Genomic DNA, 19,161 nt, shown 5'->3' with positions numbered 1-19,161 from the left:
TGAATGCAAGGGGGAAAGGGGCCCTGGCGGTCTCATGGGCTAGCGTCCCGTAATCAGCGCCGATGGATGGCGGTTGAGGAAATCGGTCAGGAAGCGCAACGATCGCGCCGCCTCGTTCAACTGCACCAGCATCTGTTGCAGATCGCGATGAAAGTCGGTGTCTCCGCCGTAGCTCGCCATCAGCTTGTTGGCGTTCTTCAACGTGCCGTCCAGTTGCTGGCTCATCTGCGGCAGGCGCTGGAGCAGCGGATGCATGCCGGTACGGGCATCGCCGGCCAGCGCCTGGATGCTGCGCAGCGAATCGCGCAGCGCCACGATGGCCTGCCGCACTTCCGGCGAATTGATCCGCGCGTCGCTGTGGGCCAGCAGGCTGTTCAGATTGTCGCCGACCTGGGTCAGCGGCATCGCGGCGATCTTGTCGGCGACCGTGGACAGCGAATCCATGATGCCGCTCATGCCGCCGGCCTTGCTGGGAATGACGAGCGCCAACCCTTCGGTTCCCACGACGGCAGGGGGGGCATTCTTCACGAAACTCAGGCTGATCATCGATTCGCCGGTCAGCAGGCTGGCACTGTCGACCGAGGCCCGCAGCCCGTTATCCACCAGCGCCTGGGTGGTCGCCGCCATAGTGCCGCGCCGGATCTCGCCAAGCGGCAGGATGCGCTCGGGCTGGATCTCCATCCCCACCCGCACCCGGGCGGTTCCGCCCTCCTGGTCCAGCACCAGCTTCACGCTGGTCACGGTCCCCAATTGGATCCCGAACATCGTGACCTGCGCCCCGGCCGTCAGGCCCGACACGGAACTGGTCAGGTAGGTGACCAGCGACACGCGCTCGCGATAGCCGGCATTATCCGCCGCCTCGTTGCTGTCATACAGGCGGAAGACCGAATTCCGGGGCGCCGGCGGCGCGGCCACGCCCTCCCGCTTGTCCGGCAGGCCGAAGGCGACCCCGCCCGAGAACAGGGCCTGGATCGATTGCAGCTTCACCTTCAGGCCCCCGGCCCCCAGCCCCACCTGCACGCCCGACACGTTCCAGAATCGCGTATCGGTGCGCAGGTAGGTGTCATAGGGCTGGCGGACGAAGACCTGGATCAGGATCGGCCCCACCCCGCCGGGCGGCATGGTATAGCCCAGCACCTCGCCCACATCGATGTCGCGGAAGAAGACCGGCGCCCCCTGCCCGATCGACCCCAGCGAGGGGCTGATCAGCGTGTAGGTATTGCCCGGCTGGTCCGACCGTATACCCGGCGGCGCTTCCAGGCCCTTGAAATTGCTCGCGCTGCTGCCGCCCGCCACGCCCGGGTCCATCGCGATATAGGCCCCGGTCATCAGGGTCTCCAGCCCGGTGACGCTGGCGCCGTTCAGGCGCGGCCGCACCACCCAGAAGCGCGCATGGTCGGTCAGCATCGGCGCCGCCTTGGCACTCATGCGCACCCGCACCTCGACATGGCGCATGTCGGGCGTCAGCGTCACGTCCTGGACCGTTCCCAGCGGCACGGCCTTGTTCTTCACCTGCGTCTGGCCGCTGGTCAGGCCGTCGGCGGTATCGAAGACGATGGTGATGTCCGGACCGCGACCCATGATCCCCCGCCAGGCCAGATAGCCGGCAATGGCCACCGCCACGATCGGCACCAGCCAGATGATCGAGAAACGATACCGGCGCGCCGAGGCTTCGGGGGCGGAGGCGGCGCGATCGCCGGAATGATCTTGGGGGTCGTCGGTCACGCCTGCCTGGGCTCCATCCTGTCAGTCTCCGCGCCGCGCCGGTCGCGCCGCGGACGCACGGCGGCCGAGGCCACGCCATCGGGCGACGGTCCGTTCAGGCCCGCCGCATCCCACATCACCCTGGGGTCGAAGCTCCATGCCGCGAACAGCGTCAGCACCACCACGGAGGCGAAGGCCACCATGCCGGCATTGGCCGTGACGCTCGCCAGCGAATTGAACCGGACCACCGCCACCAGGATCGAGACCATGAAGACGTCGATCATCGACCACCGGCCGATCACATCGACGATGCGGAACAGCCGCGTGCGCTGGACCAGCGCGAAGGACGATCCGCGCCAGGTCCCGATCACCATCCAGCTCAGGCTGAGGATCTTGAGCATCGGCACCAGGATGCTGGCGAAGAACACCAGCAGCGACAGCGGAATCATCCCGTCCTGCCACAACTCGATCGCGCCTTCGATGATCGTATGGCCTCCCCCGCCCCCCAGCTTGGAAAAGGTCATCACCGGGTAGAGATTGGCCGGGAAATAGAAGATGACCGCCGACAGCAGGAAGGCGCTGGTCCGCGCCAGCGTGTCGGGCGCCCGGCGCCACACCCGATGGCCGCAGCGCGGGCAGACGCCGACGCAGCGCAGGTTGCTGACCGGCGCGCCCAGTTCGCCCACCAGCCCGCATGACGGGCAGGCCACCAGACGATCGACCGGCGGCAGCGCAATCTGGTCGATATGGACGTGGCTGACCGCCACCCGCTGGCCGTCTTCCTGCCGGGTGATGGCCTCCACCCGCCGGTGCCGCCAGATCCGCTCGGTATCGAGGGTCGAATCCGTCGCCGCCATGGTCAGCATCAGGGCCGAGATCAGATAGACCGCGGGCCCCACATCGACATGCGCCAGGTCGGTCAGCTTGGTGTAGGCCACGAAGATGCCCAGGACATAGACCTCGACCATCGACCACGGCCGCATCTTCTCGTACCAGATCAGCAGATGCGGCGCCCAGTCGGGCATGTGCCGCCGGCTGGCGGCATAGAGGATGGCGAACATCATGCCGATCACCACCGCCGGTGCCGCGATGGTGACCAGCCCGACCAGCAGCCCGGCCTCCCCCCACCCCTCATGCAGCAGTTCCATCGGCCCGGTCAGCAGGTCCACGGTGCGCTCGCGCCCATACACGTCCAGCGTCATCAGCGACGACGCCAGCGCGGCCAGGTACAGGGCGCAGGAACTGATGCAGAAGGCCAGCGGCGTCTGCAAGGGCGAGGTCCGGCGCCGCCATTCCAGCGTCTGCCCACAACGCGCGCAGGCGGCCAGTTCGCCAGCCTCCAACGGCGGGCGGCGCTGAAACAGGCCGCATCCGGGACATTCCACCAGGTCGTCGATCGTCCGGACATGCCGCAAATCGGCCGTCCGGCGCGGCCAGGGGCCCCGACGGAGCATGCGTGAAGTCCGCGCTGACATCGTCTCGCTCATGACCCGCCGTACTATAGATCAAAATCGGACCCGCGATAGTCATCCAGCATATTGCTGCCATGACGAGAGCCGCCGGGCCACCGCATGACCGGCCGGCGATGACGCGATCATCTCTGGAAAACCGGAATATTTGGATAACGGAAGCGCCGCGCGACGACACGGCCCGCCGGCCCGGAGGCGGAACCGGCACTATCCTGCCAGACCACCCGGCCCACGATCAGAAGGAAAGGCCGAGTGGTGCCGGTGAAGAGATTCGAACTCCCGACCCCATCATTACGAATGACGTGCTCTACCAACTGAGCTACACCGGCAACGAGGCGAGCGTATAACGGGCCTGAAAGGGCATTGCAAGCCCCCTTCCGGGCAGGATCGCCGGCCGATCCGGCAGGACCGGCCGGCGCCCCGGTCACGCCGTCAGAACGGCGCGTCGATATCGACGACGTCGATCAGCTTGTGGTTGACGAACTCCTTGATCCCGAGCCCGATCAGTTCGCGGCCGTAGCCGGAGCGCCCGACGCCGCCGAACGGCAGGTCGGCCTTGACCATCGTCGGATGGTTCACGAACACCATGCCGGTATGGATCTTCTTCGCCACCTCGACCCCGCGCGCGGTGTCCCGGGTGAAGACCGACCCACCCAGGCCGTACGGCGTGTCGTTGGCGATGCGGATCGCGTCGGCCTCGTCGCGGGCGCGGAAGATCATCGACACCGGGCCGAAGAACTCCCACAGGCGCGCGGGGTTGTCGCCCGTCATCCCGGTCAGGATCGTCGGCTGGACGAAGGCGCCGGTCTCCGGCACCCGGGGGCCGACCTCGGTCGCCGTCGCGCCATGGGTCACCGCCTTGGCGATGTTCTCGCGAATCTCCTTGGCCGCCGCCTGCGACGACAGCGGCGCCAGCGTGGTATCCGGGTCCATCGGGTCGCCGGCCTTCAGCGCCGCGACGCCGGCGGTATAGAGTTCCATGAACCGGTCATAGACCGCATCGACCACGATCACCCGCTTCGACGACACGCACACCTGCCCGGCATTCCAGTGCCGGCCGAACACCGCCCATCGCGCGGTCTTCTCCAGGTCCGCATCCTCCAGCACCACGAAGGCATCGGCACCGCCCAGCTCCATGGTCGTCTTCTTCAATGCCTTGCCGGCCTGCGACGCGATCACCGCCCCGGCACCTTCCGATCCGGTCAGCGCGGCGCCGCACACGCGCGGATCGTTCAGGATCATCTCGACCTGCCCGCGCGTGGGGTAAAGGTTGCGGAACGCGCCGTCCGGCAGCCCGGCGCGCTGCATCAGCACCTGGAAGATCCCGGCACTCTGCGGCACGTTCGACGCATGTTTCAGCAGCACGGTGTTGCCGGCCGAAAGCTGCGGCGCGATGATCCGCGCGATCTGGTAATACGGGAAATTCCACGGCTCGATCGCCAGCAGCACGCCCAGCGGCTGATGCACCAGCATCGCCTCGCCCGAACGCGGGTCGGACACCGGCAGCCGCTCCGGCGCCAGCAGGCGCTCGGCATGTTCCGCATAGTAATCGAAGATCGCCGCCGACAATTCCACCTCGGCCTTGGCCTCGGCGAACAGCTTGCCCATCTCCAGCGTCAGCAGGCGGGCGAATTCATCGGTCTCGGCGCGCAGGATCCGGGCCGCCTTCGTCATCACGGCGGCGCGGGTGGCAAACGGCGTGTCGCGCCAGGCCAGAAAGGCCGTATGGGCGTCGTCGATCGCCTGGCGCACCTCGTCATCCGTGGCATCCGGAAAGGTGGCCAGCACTTCGCCGGTATAGGGGTTGGTCGTTGCGTACGCCATGGTCGTTTTCCTTGCAGCAGGCCTTTTCCGGCCCGACGCGTGTGATAACGGCCGTCCGGCCCACGCCCGTCAAGAGGCCGCCCCGCAATTCCGCTGTCACCAGGATGCATCACGCGCCCCGTCATCCCACGGCCCCCGGGCGCCGGCACCGCGGGATCAGGCGGCCCATCGACCCGGAAGGAAATGACCAAAGAGGGGGCGTTGGTTCTCCTCGTCAAAAAGGAACGGAAACCGCCGCGAGATAAGCCGCCAGCCCTCCCATCTCCCCCGCGGCCAGACGCGCCCCGACATAACCGTCAGGCCGCACGAGCACGCACCCCCCAGCCTCCAGGCCCGATAGATCCCCCCCATCCGGCAATGCCCCCCCAAGCCCGACACGCCAGGCGCGCACCCCGTCACGCGGGGCAACGGGGGCGGCGCCCGCGCCCAGAAGCAGCGTCCAATGCGGCCCGGCCATCAGGTCGAACAGCCGCCGCGCCTGCCCGCCCGCCCCGCGCAGCACCGCGTCGGGCATCCGATCGCCGGCCATCAGGCGATGAGGATCACCGCCCCGATCCAGCGAGAGCGACGAACCGCGATAACCGAGATCGAGCTGGTGAACCTCCCGCCCCCGGCGCATTTCGCCCTGCCGGGCCCGTTCGAGCAGATGGGTCGACAGCCCCAGCATCCCGGCGGCGATCGGCCGGCGTTCCTCCTCGTAGGTGTCGAGCAATGCCGCCGGCGCGCCGGCCAGGACCGCGCCCAGCTTCCAGCCCAGGTTATAGGCATCCTGAACGCTGGTATTCAGCCCCTGTCCGCCCGTCGGCGGATGGATATGCGCGGCATCCCCCACCAGAAACACCCGGCCGACCCGATAATGATCGGCGAGGCGCGCATTCATCGCATAATCCGACGCCCAGCGCACCGCCCGCACCCGGATCGCCCCCGGCGGCAGGCGGGCGTCGATAAAGGCCTGGATGCCATCGACGGACAGATCGGCCGCGCCATCGAACGGGATCGGCGCCTGAAGCTGGAACAGATCGCAATGCGGCAAAGGACAGAACGAAATCTGCCGCTGCATGTCACCCTCGTGAAACCGGTGCCACACCGTCGGTTCCAGGCCGTCCAGCACGATATCGGCAACCATCGCGCGCATGCCGAGCGTCTTGCCGGGAAAGCCGACCTCCAGGGCATGCCGGACGAAAGACCGCCCGCCATCCGCGCCGATCAGGTAACGGCAGCGGACGACCTGCTCCCCGCCCGCGCCCGTGACATGGGCGCGCACGCCCTCGCCATCATCGACGAACGCGGTCAGCCGGCTGGCATAGTCCGGCCGATGGCCCCATTCCGCCAGCCGGTCGCGCAAGACCGCTTCGGTGCGCGACTGCGGTACCAGCAACGGCGCGCGATAGGGCTCGTCCACCGTCGGCGGCGACATCGCGATGCCCTGCGTATCGTCATGCGCGCCGTCGTCGCGATACGCGCGCTGCGGCGGATATGGCCCCCCTTCCGCGGCCAGGCGGTCGATCACGCCCAGATCCTCGAATATTTCCTGGGTACGCGGCTGGATCCCCTTGCCGCGCGACCCCGCGAACGGACCATCCAGCCGATCGATCAGGCGAAACGAGACCCCACGGCGGGCCAGATCGACCGCAAGCGTCAGCCCGGCCGCCCCCGCGCCGCAGATTAGAATATCCGTCTCCCGTGAAACATCCATTTCGCTTCCCTCCTCCGGGAATTATATGCATATTGCACATATTAAGGAGGGCGCCGGAATGTCAACCAAAAATGTGCATGATGCACATATATGTATGAAGCTTCCGGCGCTCCATCGGTCGCTGATCGAGATCGTCGGCGTCATGAACCGGCCGGAGCGGGACGAGGCGATGCTGAAGGCCGCCGGCCTCACGCTGGAGCGCGCGCTGTTTCCGCTGCTGGTTTTGGTCGAGCGGCTGGGCCCGATCGGCGTGGTCGATCTCGCCGGCCGCGTCGGCCGCGATCACACGACGGTCAGCCGGCAGATCGCGCGGCTGGCGGAACTGGGTCTGGTGACCCGCCACGGCAGCGCGGCCGACCGCCGGGTGCGCGAGGCGACGATCACCCCGCAGGGCAGGAACGCGACGGACGCCGTGGACCGCGCCCGCGCCGCCATGGCCGTCTCCCTGTTCCGGGACTGGAGCGAGAGCGATTTCGACCAGCTCGTGCGCCTCGTCGGCATGCTCGCCGAGGGGATGGCAAACCTGCCTCCCGAGATCGGCTGATACTGGTGGCGCCCCGATGCTGGCGCCCCCGCGCGGTCAGAGGGCGGCGTCCTGCTCCTCGCTCACCAGCATCGACGCCGCATGCCCTCGGCTGACCGCGATCGGCGGCGGTCCGGGCACATGTTTTTCCTGCTCGCGAACCAGCGTGATCAGGCCGGAACAGATGATCAGCCCGATTCCGCTCAATGTCACCATGTCCGCCGAATCGCCGAACACCAGATGCCCGATCGCCAGCGCCCAGATCATCTGGCTGTACTGGGTCGGCGCGATCGCCCCCGCCGGGGCATGGAACGCGGCATGCATCAGCAGCACGTTCGCCACGGCCGCCAGCAGCCCGTAACCGGCCAGCAGGCCGGCCTGATGCGGCGTGGGCAGCGCAAAGCCCGGGATGCTGACCAGCCCGCAAATGGTGATGCCGCCCAGGATGCCGGCCCCGAACAGCGAAATCTGCTTTTCATGGGTGCCGGACGCCCGAAAGGTCACGACCGAGACCGCCCCCGCCATCCCGGCGACGACGGCGCCCAGATGCCCGATCGACAGGGGCCGCAGCCCGGGCCGCAGCACGATCAGCACGCCGACGAAGCCCAGTCCGATCGCCACCCAGCGCGGCAGGCCGATCCGCTCCCGGAGGAAGACGATCGACATCAGCGTCACGAACGAGGGCTGGAGAAAGATCAGCGTAAACGCCTCCGCCATCGACAGATGGCTGAACGCGGTCACACTGCCGATGATCCCCAGCGGATAGGCGATGAAGCGGACCATCCACAGCCTGCGGTTCCGGGTCGCGAACACATCGGTCAGCCGGTCCTTCCCCCCGAGCAGGAACGGAAACACCACCAGCGCGGAGAGCGAGCCGAAAAACGCGCATTCATAGGGCGGCAACCCGTCCCGGATCAGCTTGACGCTGGCATCGCTGCACGAGAACGCGGCAAAGGCGCCGAACGCCAGCAGGATACCGCGCAGCGCATCGGCACCGCCATGGGACGAGGAAGCAGGAGCGGGATGGGTCACGGGGTCTGTTCTCGGACAATCGGGAAGGATGCAGGGGGCCGGATAGAGGGAATGCCGTGCCCGTTTCGCGGCGGTTCGGCAAGAAGGCCGATGAACGGCCCCGACCCGCGCGGAAAGCGGATCTCCCCCCCCATCGAGGAAACCGCCCGAAAGCGGCTTCTGTCCCCCACGCCGCGGGGCTATCCTCACGCCATGTCCGGCAGCCGGAAGGAACGGGATGGTCGGCAGGCCTGACGCAACGCGATGACCGATTTTCTCCGAAGACCCTTCATCCTCGTCGCCATTTTATTCTGCCTCATCGGCATCCACGCGGCCCTCACCACGCGGCGCGCCACCCGGCTGCCCAGCGACGCCTATATCTGGCAACGCCAATGGACACCCGCCGTCGGCGCGGCGCTCACCGCCAGCCAGGACATGATCCATGCATGGCGCATCCTCGCGGCCGAGCTGGACGGGCATGGCACCTGGACGGCCACCCACCCCGACGCCGCTCTCCTCGCGCGATCGCGCCGGCCGGTCATCGCCGTGATCCGCGTCGAGGGCCAACTCGCCGATTGGGACGAAGGCCTGCTGGCAACCCGCATTCTCGATCTGAAGACCCGATGGCGCCAAAGCGGCATTCCGCTTTCCGGCATCGAAATCGACCATGATTGCGCGACCGCCCGCCTGCGGGCCTATGCGCGGTTCCTGGCGCTGCTGCGCGGCCGCCTGGGGCCGGGCACGCCCGTTTCCGTCACCGTCCTGCCGGCCTGGCTGGCCTCTCCCGCGCTGAACGACGTGCTGGCGCGGGCCGATGACGCGGTCCTGCAGATCCATGCGGTCCAGAACCCGCAATCCGGCCTGTTCGATCCGGAAAGATCCCACGAATGGGTCCGGCTTTTCGCGCAGCGCCGCCACGGCCCCTGGCACGTCGCGCTGCCCGCCTACGGCGCCCGCGTCACATGGGGCACAGACGGACGGATCGCGGGCGTCGAGAGCGAACTGGACCGTTTCATGGGCACCGACGGCGGCCGCGAACTGGTGGCCGCTCCCGCCGACATCGCCGCCTTCATGAAACGCATCGACCACGCCCCGCCACGGGGGCTGGCCGGCTGGGTATGGTTCCGCCTGCCGACAGCCGACGACCGACGGGCCTGGAGCCTGCCGGCATGGCGCGCGGTCGTCACCCGCCAGCCCCTGCGCGCCGCACTGTCGGTCCGCTTGCACCGGCCCTCGGCCACGTCCCCTTACGATATCCTCCTCGCCAATGACGGCAACGCGGATGCCCCGGGCCCGCCGGCCATCCGGATCGAAAGCCCCTGCCCGGCGGCCGCCGACGGCATGAACGGCTACATCCTGGACTATGATGCCGGGGGCATGCGGCTGCGGCGCGACCAGCCCGGATTGCTGCGGGCGGGGCGACAATCCGTCGTCGGATGGGTACGGTGTGACAGGGGAACGGTCAAAGCCTATGCCGAAACCGATGAACGACAGAGATGAACGACAGACCTGATCCGCCGCGGCCGATCCGCAACGCCCTGCCGCGCCACGGGCTCGCCTTCGCGCTGTTCAGCCTCGCGGGCATCTCGATCGTCCTCGCCTGCGGCATGGATTTTCCCACCCAGTTGCTCGACGACCGCGAAGGCACGCTGAAGGCCACGCCCCCCACCTCCTTCGCCTACGCGGCCAGCCACCTCGTCGTCCCCGGCGATTCCCTCCGCGCGACCCGGTCGGCACCCGCTCCCCTCCGCTCCCCGGAGGACGATGCCACCCCGCCGGAACCCGGGATGGAGGCACTCTCCCCCCTGCAACAGAACCGCGTCGCGACGATGCGCGACGCGATCGACGGCGATGCCGCCTACGCCCGTGCGGACGGCCTGCCCGCCGCGATCCGCCTCTACACCGCCGCCGCGGTCGATACCGATCTCGCCCGCCGGACCGGCGCCCCCGACGCCGCCGAGCGCGCGCGCAGGCGCTTCCAGGCGGTTCTGGACCTGCCGGACGGCCAGGGACGGGACCGGGCGGTCTGGGCGGCCGCCATGCTCGGCCGCCTGGACCTGGACAGGCTGTTCGCCTCCGGCGACGGCAAGGCGCGCGACGACGCATCCCGCGCCTTCGCACAGGCCCGCGCCCTCGCCCGGCAGGGCGCCCCCGATCCACTCTCCCTGGCCGTCGCCAGCTATGGCGAGCAGGCCAGGTCCTACCTGATGGACGGCGGCACCGCCTGCGGCTGGAAAGCCTTCCTGACCGATGCCCCGTGCGCCGATCGCATCGCCCCCGCGAACCTCGACCAGGCCATCGCGCTCTATGCCCAACAGGCCGCACGCGGCTCGAACAGCGGCGTCACGTCGCTGCAACTCATCGCCTCCTGGGCGATGAAAGACTCGCGGCGCGCCCGGCGCCTGATCGACGATCCGCTCGGCCAGCAGCTCCTGGTGGCCTACGCGCTGGCCCGCACCGGCGACATCGTCAATGACGATCCCCGGACAGCGTCCGTCTACGCCGCCCCCGACCGGGGCGGCCAGGGCTATTACGATGCCGCGCGCGGCATTTCCGGCAATAGCTGCCCCTATTGCACCGCAATCCGGACCATCCGCCCCAATCCCGCCATCGTCACCCTGGTCGATGCCATTCGCGCGCGCGGGGTCGCGCGCATCGCCCATGCCGACCGCCTGGCCGCCCTGGCCTATCGCGGCGGCCGCGCCGACCTTGCCCGGACATTCGCGTCCATGCAGCCCACCCCGCTGTCGCACTGGGTCCTGGCCAAGCTGGCCATCCAGCAGGGCGACCTCACCGCCGCGGCACGCCAATACGCCGAAGCCGTCAAGGGATTTCCCACCATCGGAGACGGGCTGGCACCGCGGGAGATCAGCCGGCTCCGCGCCGAACAGGGCGTCCTGACCCTCTCTCGTGGCCAGTATGTCGCGGCCTTCGACTGCCTCTACGCCGCCGCCGACGCGGACAGCCACGGCGGCATCGCCTTCGATGCCGCCTACCTGGCCGAACGCGTCCTGACGATCGACGAATTGCGCCGCGACGTTGATACCCATATCCCGGCCGCGCGCACGGCCGAATCCGACAAAATCCGGTCGATCCTGGCCCGGCGCCTGGTCCGCGCCGGCCGCGTCGCGGACGCCCTGCCCTATTTCCCCGACGATCGCGACCAGCGTGCCCCGATCCGCGCCTGGGCCAGAACCTACGGCCAGGCGCTGCACGACGCCGCGCACCGCTGGACCGCCGTCGGCCGTGCCCAGGCCTGGTTCACCGCCGCCAACCTTGCCCACGCCCACGGCATGGACATCATGGGCACCGAGCAGGACCCGGACTATGCGGTCTTCGACGGCGGCTTCGCCATGGGCGCGGGCCGCACCCTCGCCGACGGCCAGGCGCCACTCCCCACAACCAGGGCGGCCCGCGCCGCGATCGCCCTGCCCGGCCCGCTGGTGACCGAGGGCGAACGCGCCCGCTTCGCCGCCAGCGAGGCCACGCCCTACCGGCGCTTCCATTACCGCGCGATCGCCGTCGATCAGGCGGAAAACGCGGCGGACCTGCTGCCCCCGCGCTCCCAGGCTTTCGCCGCCGTGCTGTGCCAGGCCGCCGGCTGGGGCACCGGCGCCCGGGCGGAGCTTTATCACCGCTATGTCCGCCAGGGCCCGTCCGTTCCCTTCGCGAAAGATTTCGGACGGCACTGCGCCGCGCCCGATTTCCGGTCGGCCGCGATGGATCCCTATGCACGGCCCTTCGCGCGCCTGCACCGATGGCTGCACCACCACCTGGTCACACCGCTCGCCGACGTGATGGCGAGACTGTAGCAGCCCGAGCCGGCGTTCCTGGCCCGTCCTCAGTTGGACAGCGACTGGCCCTTCTTGACGAGGTCGCTGCACAGTTCGACACGCTTCGACCTGTCGAGCGTCGAGATATCGAACGGCGTGCTGGTTCCGGTCTCCAGCAGCCCCTGGCCACCCACCGAATAGAACTGGTCGTTCTTCACATCGTCGCGCTTGGCCAGCGCGCGGGCGGTGCTGCGCGACGTGGTGCCGTAAACCAGTTTCTTGTGGATGCAATAGCTTAGCAAGCCGGCGACATTCCCCGCATTGGCCGACGCCAGCGACGGCAACCCGTTCTCGCCCAACACGCCCGGCGTCGCCGCCGTCGTCGTCCCGGTCACGCCCTTGACGATCTGCGTGCCGCGCGTAGCCGGGTTGGAGGCCGGATCGGCCGGCGACGCCACGGGCACGCTGCCCGCCGGCGGGGTAGACAGCGTCGTTCCAGCCGGCAGTTGCGCCGCCGCGCTCTGCGCGTGCGCGGCACCGGAAACCACCAGGCCACAGGAGACAGCAAAAGCAACAAAACGACCCTTCAACATGACCGAACCTTTCAGCAACTCGGATAAGCAACAGCCCGCGACATCCCGTCACATCGGGCCGTACAGACGAAGACGAAACGTCCCCATGCACCGGCAGTTCTATGCAGTCCTGAAACAATCGCCGCAAAACAAAATACTGACGAGGCGTCCGGCAAAGTCATCCCGGCGCCAACCCGGCGCGCGTCTTCGGGGCGTCGTCGTGGCCGGGCCGCCAGACGGCCCCTTAACGGCCGCACCCGCATTGTGTAGGATCCATCCCCTTAACAATCCAATAAAGAGGTTTTCCAAATGCGCCTGCTCCTCGCGCTCCTTCTCCCCTGGCTCCAGTTCTTCACCATCGGCCGGCCCATCGCCGGCATCGTCTGCCTGGTGCTCCAGATCACGATCATCGGCTGGATCCCCGCGGCCATCTGGTCGGTCTACGCCCTCAGCCAATACGAGACCGACCGGAAGATCAAAAAGACCCTACGCGGCTGAACTCGCCCACCGGCAAACCCGCAACGCTCCCTGTCCCGCATTCTCCCGGAGCGCCGGATCGAATCTCCGCCGCTCCGGACAGGACGATTTCCAAACGAAAAGGGCGACGTCCGGCCGGCTGCCGGTTATCCGTGGCCGGCCCACCCCTTCGCCGCTCTTTTCCACCGCGGGAAAATGACGCGGCGCCTATAAACCGGAGTGATTGTCGGTCGATAAAACTGATAGGTAGAGGTTCGAAAAACCTCCTGATTTTGGCCCCCTCTCTGTGATTCCATTCCTCGTGTGGTAATTGGGGGATGGCTCATGAAGCAACCGGGTTTCTTTGATGTTGAAGAGCGCCTGGTACGGTTGAGCGGGCTTGGTGACCAGTTCGAAGCGTTTTCCCGGGCTGTGGATTTTGAGGCATTCCATTCTGATCTGGAGAAGGCTCTGGCTTATTCCGATCGCAGCAAAGGCCGCCGTCTCCCGTTCGATCCGGTGCTGATGTTCAAAATTCTGGCCTTCCAAACGCTGAACAATCTCTCCGATGAACGAACGAGTATCTGATCAACGATCGTCTGTCCTTCATGCGCTTCCTCGGCCTTGCGTTATCGGATCGCGTGCCTGATGCCAAAACGGTCTGGCTGTTTCGTGAGCGTCTGACCCAGGCTGGCGCCATTTACGTGCTGTTTGACCGGTTTGACGCGACCCTGCGGAACGCCGGCTATCTGCCTATGTCAGGCCGGATCCCGGATGCGACACTGGTGGCAGTTCCAAAAAAGCGCAATACCAATGGGGAGAAAGCCGATCTTCGGGAAGGACGGATCCCACAAGACTGCTAGGACAAACCGGCAAAGCGTCGCATAAGGACAGGCACGCCCGCTGGACGCTGAAGTTTACCAAGGCAAAACGGCGGGAGGACGGGACGATCCCGTCCACGGATCTCACCATCCCGTTCTTTGGCTACAAGTCGCATATTGCCATCGACCGGAAGTTTCGGCTGATCCGAAAATGGAAAGTGACGGATGCCGCCGCCAGTGATGGCGCCAGGCTGCGCGCGGGCCTGCTGGATAAACCAATACCGCCTCAAGCGTCTGGGCCGACACGACCTACCGCTCGAAAGCCAACGAAGCCTTCATGGAAAAGAAGGGCTTCGTCTCGAAGGTCCATAGGAAAAAGCCGCATCTCAAGCCCATGCCCCGGCATATCCATCGGTCCACCGCCAAGAAGTCGGTGATCCGCTCTCGCATCGAGCATGTCTTGCCGATCAGAAATCGCAGACGGGACTGTTCGTCCGGACCGTCGGCATCACCCAGGCCACAACGCGGATCGGGCCGGCAAATATCGTCTACGACATGCGCCGCCTCCTCTTCCTCGAGAGGATGAACGCCGCCGCGTAGCAATCCAGAGCCAATTCCCTCCACACTGCGACAGACGCAGTGCGAAAATCAGGCCCAGAAACCATCAATCAACACGCCACAACTCTGAAATCAGAAGCCGGACGCATCAATCAATGGTTCTTCGATCTCTCCAGATGGGCGAGGCCACGCGCACCGCCTTCGACCACGAGGGAGCGGCATTCAATTTCTCCGCCGAAGTCCGGTGCCTGCGTCCTGGCCGAGGCGAATGCCGGGATCGCCATCGTCGATCCACTGACCGCGACGTCGGGCCGCTTCCGCCTGGCCAGCCGCCCGTTCGTACCGGCCATTCCCGTCGCGGCCCACGCCATCTGGTCGGAAAACCGCTCCCTCTCGCGCCTGGCACGCTTCTTCCTCGACCGGCTGGGGGAGATCGTGAAAGAGATCCCCGCCGCCCACTGACCGCCGGCTAGCGGAACGACACGAGCGCGCCCGCCGGCGAACGGCGTCCAGCCGCACGGGCTGGCAATCCAGCTTTCCTCGATCGTCCGCCGCCGCGCCAGGTCGGCGATCGTGAAGTCGGCATCATAGCCCACGGCAATGCGCCCCTTGCCCACGGCACCGTATATCCATATCCGGGCCGGCCCGGCGGACATCAATTGCACCATCCGCTCCAGCGACAGCCGCCCGGCGCCGACATGGTCGAGCATGACCGGCACCGGCGTCTGCACGCCCGTCAGTCCGGCCACGGTCTGCGGCCACGGGCGCTCCTCGGCGTCGCGGGCATGCGAGGCGTGGTCCGATCCGATACAGTGTACACCGCCCTCATTCACCGCCGCCACCGTCCAACCCGCGACCTATCCGAATATGCCCAGGCCTATCACCCGCCCGAATAGGCAACGCCGATATCCGAATAAGCGGCATGCACGTTTCTCTTCTATGGTGCGCCCCTCGGACACAGGACCGGCCAGCGGAGGCATCGTGACGACGACAGACACCCGGATCGCATTCATACGCGGACAGTTCGTTCCGCTGGCCGAAGCGGTCATTCCCGTCATGGACAGGGGATTTCTCTTCGGCGACGGCGTCTACGAAGTCACGGCGGTCATCGAGGGACGCCTGGTGGACGACACGCCCCATCTGGCCCGCCTCGCCCGCTCGCTGGCTGAAATCGACATCCCCAATCCCTTCGCCGCCCCCGAATGGACCGCGATCGAAAAGGAACTGATGCGGCGCAACGGCCTGCGCAACGGCCTGATCTATATCCAGGTCACGCGCGGCGTCGCGGAACGGGCGTTCGCCTACGCGGACGGGCTGGCGCCGACAGTGGTCCTGTTCCCGCAATTCCAGCCCGTCCAGTACAGCCCCCTGACGAAGACAGGCGCCAGGATCATCACTCTTCCCGATCAGCGCTGGACGCGCTGCGACATCAAATCGACCTCGCTGCTGGCCCAGGTCATGGCCAAGCATGCCGTCTCGCAGGCCGGCGCCCACGAGGCTTGGATGACGCGCGGCGACCAGATCACCGAAGGCGCGTCTTCGACCGCCTATATCGTGACCGCCGGCGGCGACGTGATAACCCGCGACCTGTCGCCCGCGGTCCTGCCGGGCATCACCCGCCAGACGATCCTCAAGATCGCGCGGGCACGCGGCCTGACCATCGTCGAGCGGCCCTTCACCCGCGCCGAGGCGCTGGCGGCGACGGAAGCATTCTATACCAGCGCATCGACCATCGCGATCCCGGTCGCCACCATCGACGGACACCCCATCGGCGACCGCGAGCCGGGTCCCGTCTTCCAGGATCTGTACGCCGCCTACATGCGCGACCTGATGGACCTTCCCGAAGCCTGGCCAGCGGAAGACGGGCACGGATAGAAAAAATTAACCGATCGTATACGGGGGAAAGACCTTGCCATGGGCGCGACATGATCGTAGCTGTGTCGAAGGCAATGCGGGGATGGATGCGATCGGTCGGCCCACGGCATGTGCGAATAATGTGGACCTGCATCCGTCACCCCTATCGGTCAGGGTGGGTGGCCGTGCAGCGCGGCAGCCCCGGAGGACTCTCATCCCATGATGCGTTCGCTTGATATCGCCAACACGGGCATGCAGGCCCAGACGACGAATGTCGAGACGATCTCCAACAACATCGCCAACATGACCACGACGGGCTACAAGCGCCGCCGTGCCGAATTCCAGGACCTGATCTACCAGGATCTGCGCCGCGCCGGCACCATGAGTTCCGACACCGGCGACCTCGTTCCCGCCGGCGCGCAGGTCGGGCTCGGCGTCCGCACCGCCGGCATCTACCGCATCAACGAACAGGGCACGCTGGAACAGACCGGCAACTCCCTCGACCTCGCCATCGAGGGACGCGGCTATTTCCGGGTGACGCTGCCATCGGGCGAATACGCCTATACCCGCGACGGCACCTTCTCGCTCTCCCAGGACGGCACGATCGTCTCGGCGGACGGCTACCCGCTGTCGCCCAACATCGCCCTGCCGAACAACGCCGAAAACATCACCATCGACCAGTCCGGCCAGGTGCAGTACACCCTGTCCGGCCAGACGACGGCCCAGATCGCGGGCCAGATCCAGCTGGCGACCTTCCAGAACGAAAACGGCCTGGCGGCGATGGGCCAGAACCTGTTCACCGAAACCACCTCATCCGGTACCGCCAATCTCAGCACGCCCGAGAGCGAGGGATATGGAACGGTCAGGCAGGGGTTCGTGGAGGAATCGTCGGTCAACGTGGTCACCGAAATCACCGACCTGATCACGGCGCAGCGCGCCTATGAAATGAACAGCAAGGTCATCACCGCCTCCGACGAGATGCTGCAGACGCTGACGAACCTGCGGTAACATGCCGATGCGCGTGGCCATTGCGAGCATGTTCGCGATCGGCCTCGCGGCCGGCGGCGCCGCGCACGCGCATGCCGCGACATTGCGCGGCGCCACGGTCATCGCCTCGGGCACGGTCAGGCTGTCCGACCTCTTCGCCGATCTGGAACCTGGGCAGGATCGCCCCCTCGGCCCCGGCCCCGCCCCGGGCGCGAGCATCCAGGTGGGCGGCAGGCAACTGCTTGCCATCGCCGACGAATATGGCGTCGACTGGCTCGACCAATCGCCATCGGCCACGGCGACGATCACCCGCGCCGGCCGCGTGCTGGACCAGGATTATTTTGCCGGGCTCGTCCGGCAGAACCTGCCCGATCTCGGAGACGGCCCCGTCTCCATCGAACTCCGCGATTTCCACCCGATCATCGTCGCCCCCGACGACAAGAAGCCGATCGTGCTGTCCGACATCAAATGGGACCAGCGCAGCGGGTGGTTTTCCGCGACGGCCTATCGTGGCCAGCCCACGGGCGACATCACGCGGGATTCCTTCCTGCTGACGGGCGTCATCCACGCGACCCGCCGCCTGCTCGTCTACGCGCATGCCCTTCCCGCCGGCAGCGTACTCTCGGCCTCGGATGCCCAGATGGACGATTCCTATGCCGGACACATCACCTCCAAGGCGTTCACCAACGAAGCCGACATCGACGGCATGACCCTGACCCGCGGTGTGGTCGCCGGCGCGCCGATCCTCGACCAGGACCTGCAACGGACCGTGCTGATGCACAAGGGCGACCCGGCGGTGATCACCTTCACCGCGCCGGGCGTCCACCTGACGGCGACCGGCCGCGCGCTGGAGGATGGCGGCGCCGGCCAGTATGTGCATATCCTCAACCTGTCGAGCAACATGATCGTGACGGGCAGGGTCATCAGCGCATCGGAAATCGAGGTCGCGGCCGGCAGCAACCCCGTTCCCTCCGATTCGAACGCGCTGCGGCGCCTGACATCCGCGCGCGGCCGGTCGCGCGCGGACCTTTCCCTTCGATAGCCGCCGCCTATGCGCTGGAGCCTGCCCGCGATGAAACAGCCCCTGCCCCGGGTAGCCCTGGCCGGATTGCTCTGCCTGTCCGGCTGCACCGGCGTAGCCGATCTCAGCGAAATCGGTCACCCGCCGCGCATGACCAAGACGTCGGACCCGACGCAGACCCCCGATTATCGCCCGGTCACCATGCCCATGCCGCCGCTTCAGCCGCCGCCGACGGAAGTCGGCAGCCTGTGGCGCCCGGGCAGCCGGGCCTTCTTCAAGGACCAGCGGGCGTCGCAGGTCGGAGACCTGATCACCATCAACGTCAACATCGCCGACAACGCGGCCCTGACCGACAACACGAATGCCGCGGGCAGCGGCTCGCAGACATTCGGCATTCCCAGCTTCTTCGGTGCCCAGGGCAAGACCTTGTCCAGTTCGTCGGCACTCGACACCAGCAGCGCCAGCGCCAACACGGCCGCCGGCAGGATCACGCGCAACGAATCCGTCACGCTCGCCCTGGCCGGCACGATCACCCAGGTCCTGCCCAACGGCAATTTCGTCGTCGTCGCCCGCCAGGAAGTCCGCGTGAACGGCGAATTGCGCCAGTTGATGGTCAGCGGCGTCGTCCGCCCGCAGGACATCACCGAAGACAATATCATCACCCACGACAAGATCGCCGAGGCACGGATTTCCTACGGCGGCCGCGGACAGTTGAGCAAGCTCCAGACCCCGCGCTACGGACAGCAGATCCTCGATAGCGTCCTGCCCTTCTGATCCGCTCTAGCAGCCTGTCGGGTTGGGGTACCCTTTGAAGTGGCGAGGGTATAGTATGCTGGGATGAGCCGTTTCATCCCGTTTGACCGATCCCAGCCATATCTTCTGCCGCCTGACC

14 protein-coding genes, 1 tRNA gene and 2 pseudogenes are annotated in these 19,161 nt (G+C 67.1%); 9 read left to right on the top strand and 8 right to left on the bottom strand.

The window, feature by feature from the left end:
• Positions 1-39 precede the first annotated feature (39 nt).
• From HLH48_RS20055 to HLH48_RS20035, 5 genes are all read right to left on the bottom strand, one after another.
• Positions 40-1,725: a PqiB family protein gene (locus HLH48_RS20055; RefSeq protein WP_182999249.1), complete on the bottom strand. Its 1,686-nt coding sequence runs from the start codon at positions 1,723-1,725 to the stop codon at positions 40-42.
• Positions 1,722-3,158 carry a paraquat-inducible protein A gene (locus HLH48_RS20050; protein ID WP_246387591.1) on the bottom strand — a complete coding sequence of 479 codons (1,437 nt, stop codon included), beginning with the start codon at positions 3,156-3,158 and terminating at the stop codon, positions 1,722-1,724. The genes HLH48_RS20055 and HLH48_RS20050 overlap by 4 nt, the downstream gene beginning before the upstream one ends.
• Before the next feature lie 268 nt (positions 3,159-3,426).
• Positions 3,427-3,502 (bottom strand) — tRNA-Thr (locus tag HLH48_RS20045).
• Positions 3,503-3,605: 103 nt separating this feature from the next.
• Positions 3,606-4,997: an NAD-dependent succinate-semialdehyde dehydrogenase gene (locus tag HLH48_RS20040; RefSeq protein WP_182999247.1), complete on the bottom strand. Its 1,392-nt coding sequence runs from the start codon at positions 4,995-4,997 to the stop codon at positions 3,606-3,608.
• Positions 4,998-5,211: 214 nt separating this feature from the next.
• A complete protein-coding gene (locus HLH48_RS20035) occupies positions 5,212-6,693 on the bottom strand; it encodes an FAD-dependent oxidoreductase (protein ID WP_182999246.1) in 1,482 nt (493 codons plus the stop codon).
• A 94-nt stretch (positions 6,694-6,787) separates the two neighbouring features.
• On the opposite strand from HLH48_RS20035, the gene HLH48_RS20030 reads away from it, so the two are divergent.
• Entirely contained in the window at positions 6,788-7,237 is a 450-nt protein-coding gene (locus tag HLH48_RS20030; RefSeq protein ID WP_220795228.1) for a MarR family winged helix-turn-helix transcriptional regulator, read from the top strand.
• 36 nt (positions 7,238-7,273) lie between these two features.
• Here HLH48_RS20030 and HLH48_RS20025 read toward each other — a convergent pair whose 3' ends face one another.
• Positions 7,274-8,248, bottom strand: coding sequence for a DMT family transporter (locus tag HLH48_RS20025; protein WP_264812553.1), 975 nt, complete (start codon positions 8,246-8,248; stop codon positions 7,274-7,276).
• 243 nt (positions 8,249-8,491) lie between these two features.
• Between HLH48_RS20025 and HLH48_RS20020 the strand changes: the two genes are divergently transcribed.
• Positions 8,492-9,727 (top strand): DUF3142 domain-containing protein, encoded by a 1,236-nt coding sequence (locus tag HLH48_RS20020; RefSeq protein ID WP_182999244.1) that lies wholly within the window; start codon positions 8,492-8,494, stop codon positions 9,725-9,727.
• Entirely contained in the window at positions 9,724-12,039 is a 2,316-nt protein-coding gene (locus tag HLH48_RS20015; RefSeq protein WP_182999243.1) for a hypothetical protein, read from the top strand. Before HLH48_RS20020 ends, HLH48_RS20015 begins: the two co-directional genes overlap by 4 nt.
• Before the next feature lie 29 nt (positions 12,040-12,068).
• Here HLH48_RS20015 and HLH48_RS20010 read toward each other — a convergent pair whose 3' ends face one another.
• Positions 12,069-12,593, bottom strand: a complete 525-nt coding sequence (locus tag HLH48_RS20010) for a DUF2501 domain-containing protein (RefSeq protein WP_182999242.1) — start codon at positions 12,591-12,593, stop codon at positions 12,069-12,071.
• Between the two features lie 288 nt (positions 12,594-12,881).
• Between HLH48_RS20010 and HLH48_RS20005 the strand changes: the two genes are divergently transcribed.
• Together HLH48_RS20005 and HLH48_RS20000 are read left to right on the top strand one after the other, a co-directional pair.
• Entirely contained in the window at positions 12,882-13,070 is a 189-nt protein-coding gene (locus HLH48_RS20005; protein ID WP_182999241.1) for a YqaE/Pmp3 family membrane protein, read from the top strand.
• A 303-nt stretch (positions 13,071-13,373) separates the two neighbouring features.
• Positions 13,374-14,449: pseudogene (locus tag HLH48_RS20000) on the top strand (IS5 family transposase).
• 428 nt (positions 14,450-14,877) lie between these two features.
• On the opposite strand, the pseudogene HLH48_RS23390 reads toward HLH48_RS20000, so the two are convergent.
• Positions 14,878-15,261: pseudogene (locus HLH48_RS23390) on the bottom strand (amidohydrolase family protein); the annotation flags it as partial.
• 127 nt (positions 15,262-15,388) lie between these two features.
• Here HLH48_RS23390 and HLH48_RS19990 point away from each other — a divergent pair.
• From HLH48_RS19990 to flgH, 4 genes are all read left to right on the top strand, one after another.
• Positions 15,389-16,282: a D-amino-acid transaminase gene (locus HLH48_RS19990; RefSeq protein WP_220795227.1), complete on the top strand. Its 894-nt coding sequence runs from the start codon at positions 15,389-15,391 to the stop codon at positions 16,280-16,282.
• Between the two features lie 201 nt (positions 16,283-16,483).
• Positions 16,484-17,269, top strand: coding sequence for a flagellar basal-body rod protein FlgG (gene flgG / locus HLH48_RS19985; RefSeq protein WP_182999269.1), 786 nt, complete (start codon positions 16,484-16,486; stop codon positions 17,267-17,269).
• 1 nt (position 17,270) lies between these two features.
• Complete coding sequence (gene flgA, locus HLH48_RS19980; protein WP_246387588.1) at positions 17,271-18,290, top strand: flagellar basal body P-ring formation chaperone FlgA; 1,020 nt, start codon at positions 17,271-17,273, stop codon at positions 18,288-18,290.
• 30 nt (positions 18,291-18,320) lie between these two features.
• On the top strand, positions 18,321-19,043 hold the full coding sequence (flgH, locus tag HLH48_RS19975; RefSeq protein ID WP_182999238.1) for a flagellar basal body L-ring protein FlgH: 723 nt from the start codon (positions 18,321-18,323) through the stop codon (positions 19,041-19,043).
• Positions 19,044-19,161 lie beyond the last annotated feature (118 nt).

Source organism: Gluconacetobacter sacchari, assembly GCF_014174255.1.
GTDB lineage: Bacteria > Pseudomonadota > Alphaproteobacteria > Acetobacterales > Acetobacteraceae > Gluconacetobacter > Gluconacetobacter sacchari.
The sequence above is the reverse complement of the archived record's forward strand: the minus strand, read 5'-3'. Positions and strand labels throughout refer to the sequence as shown.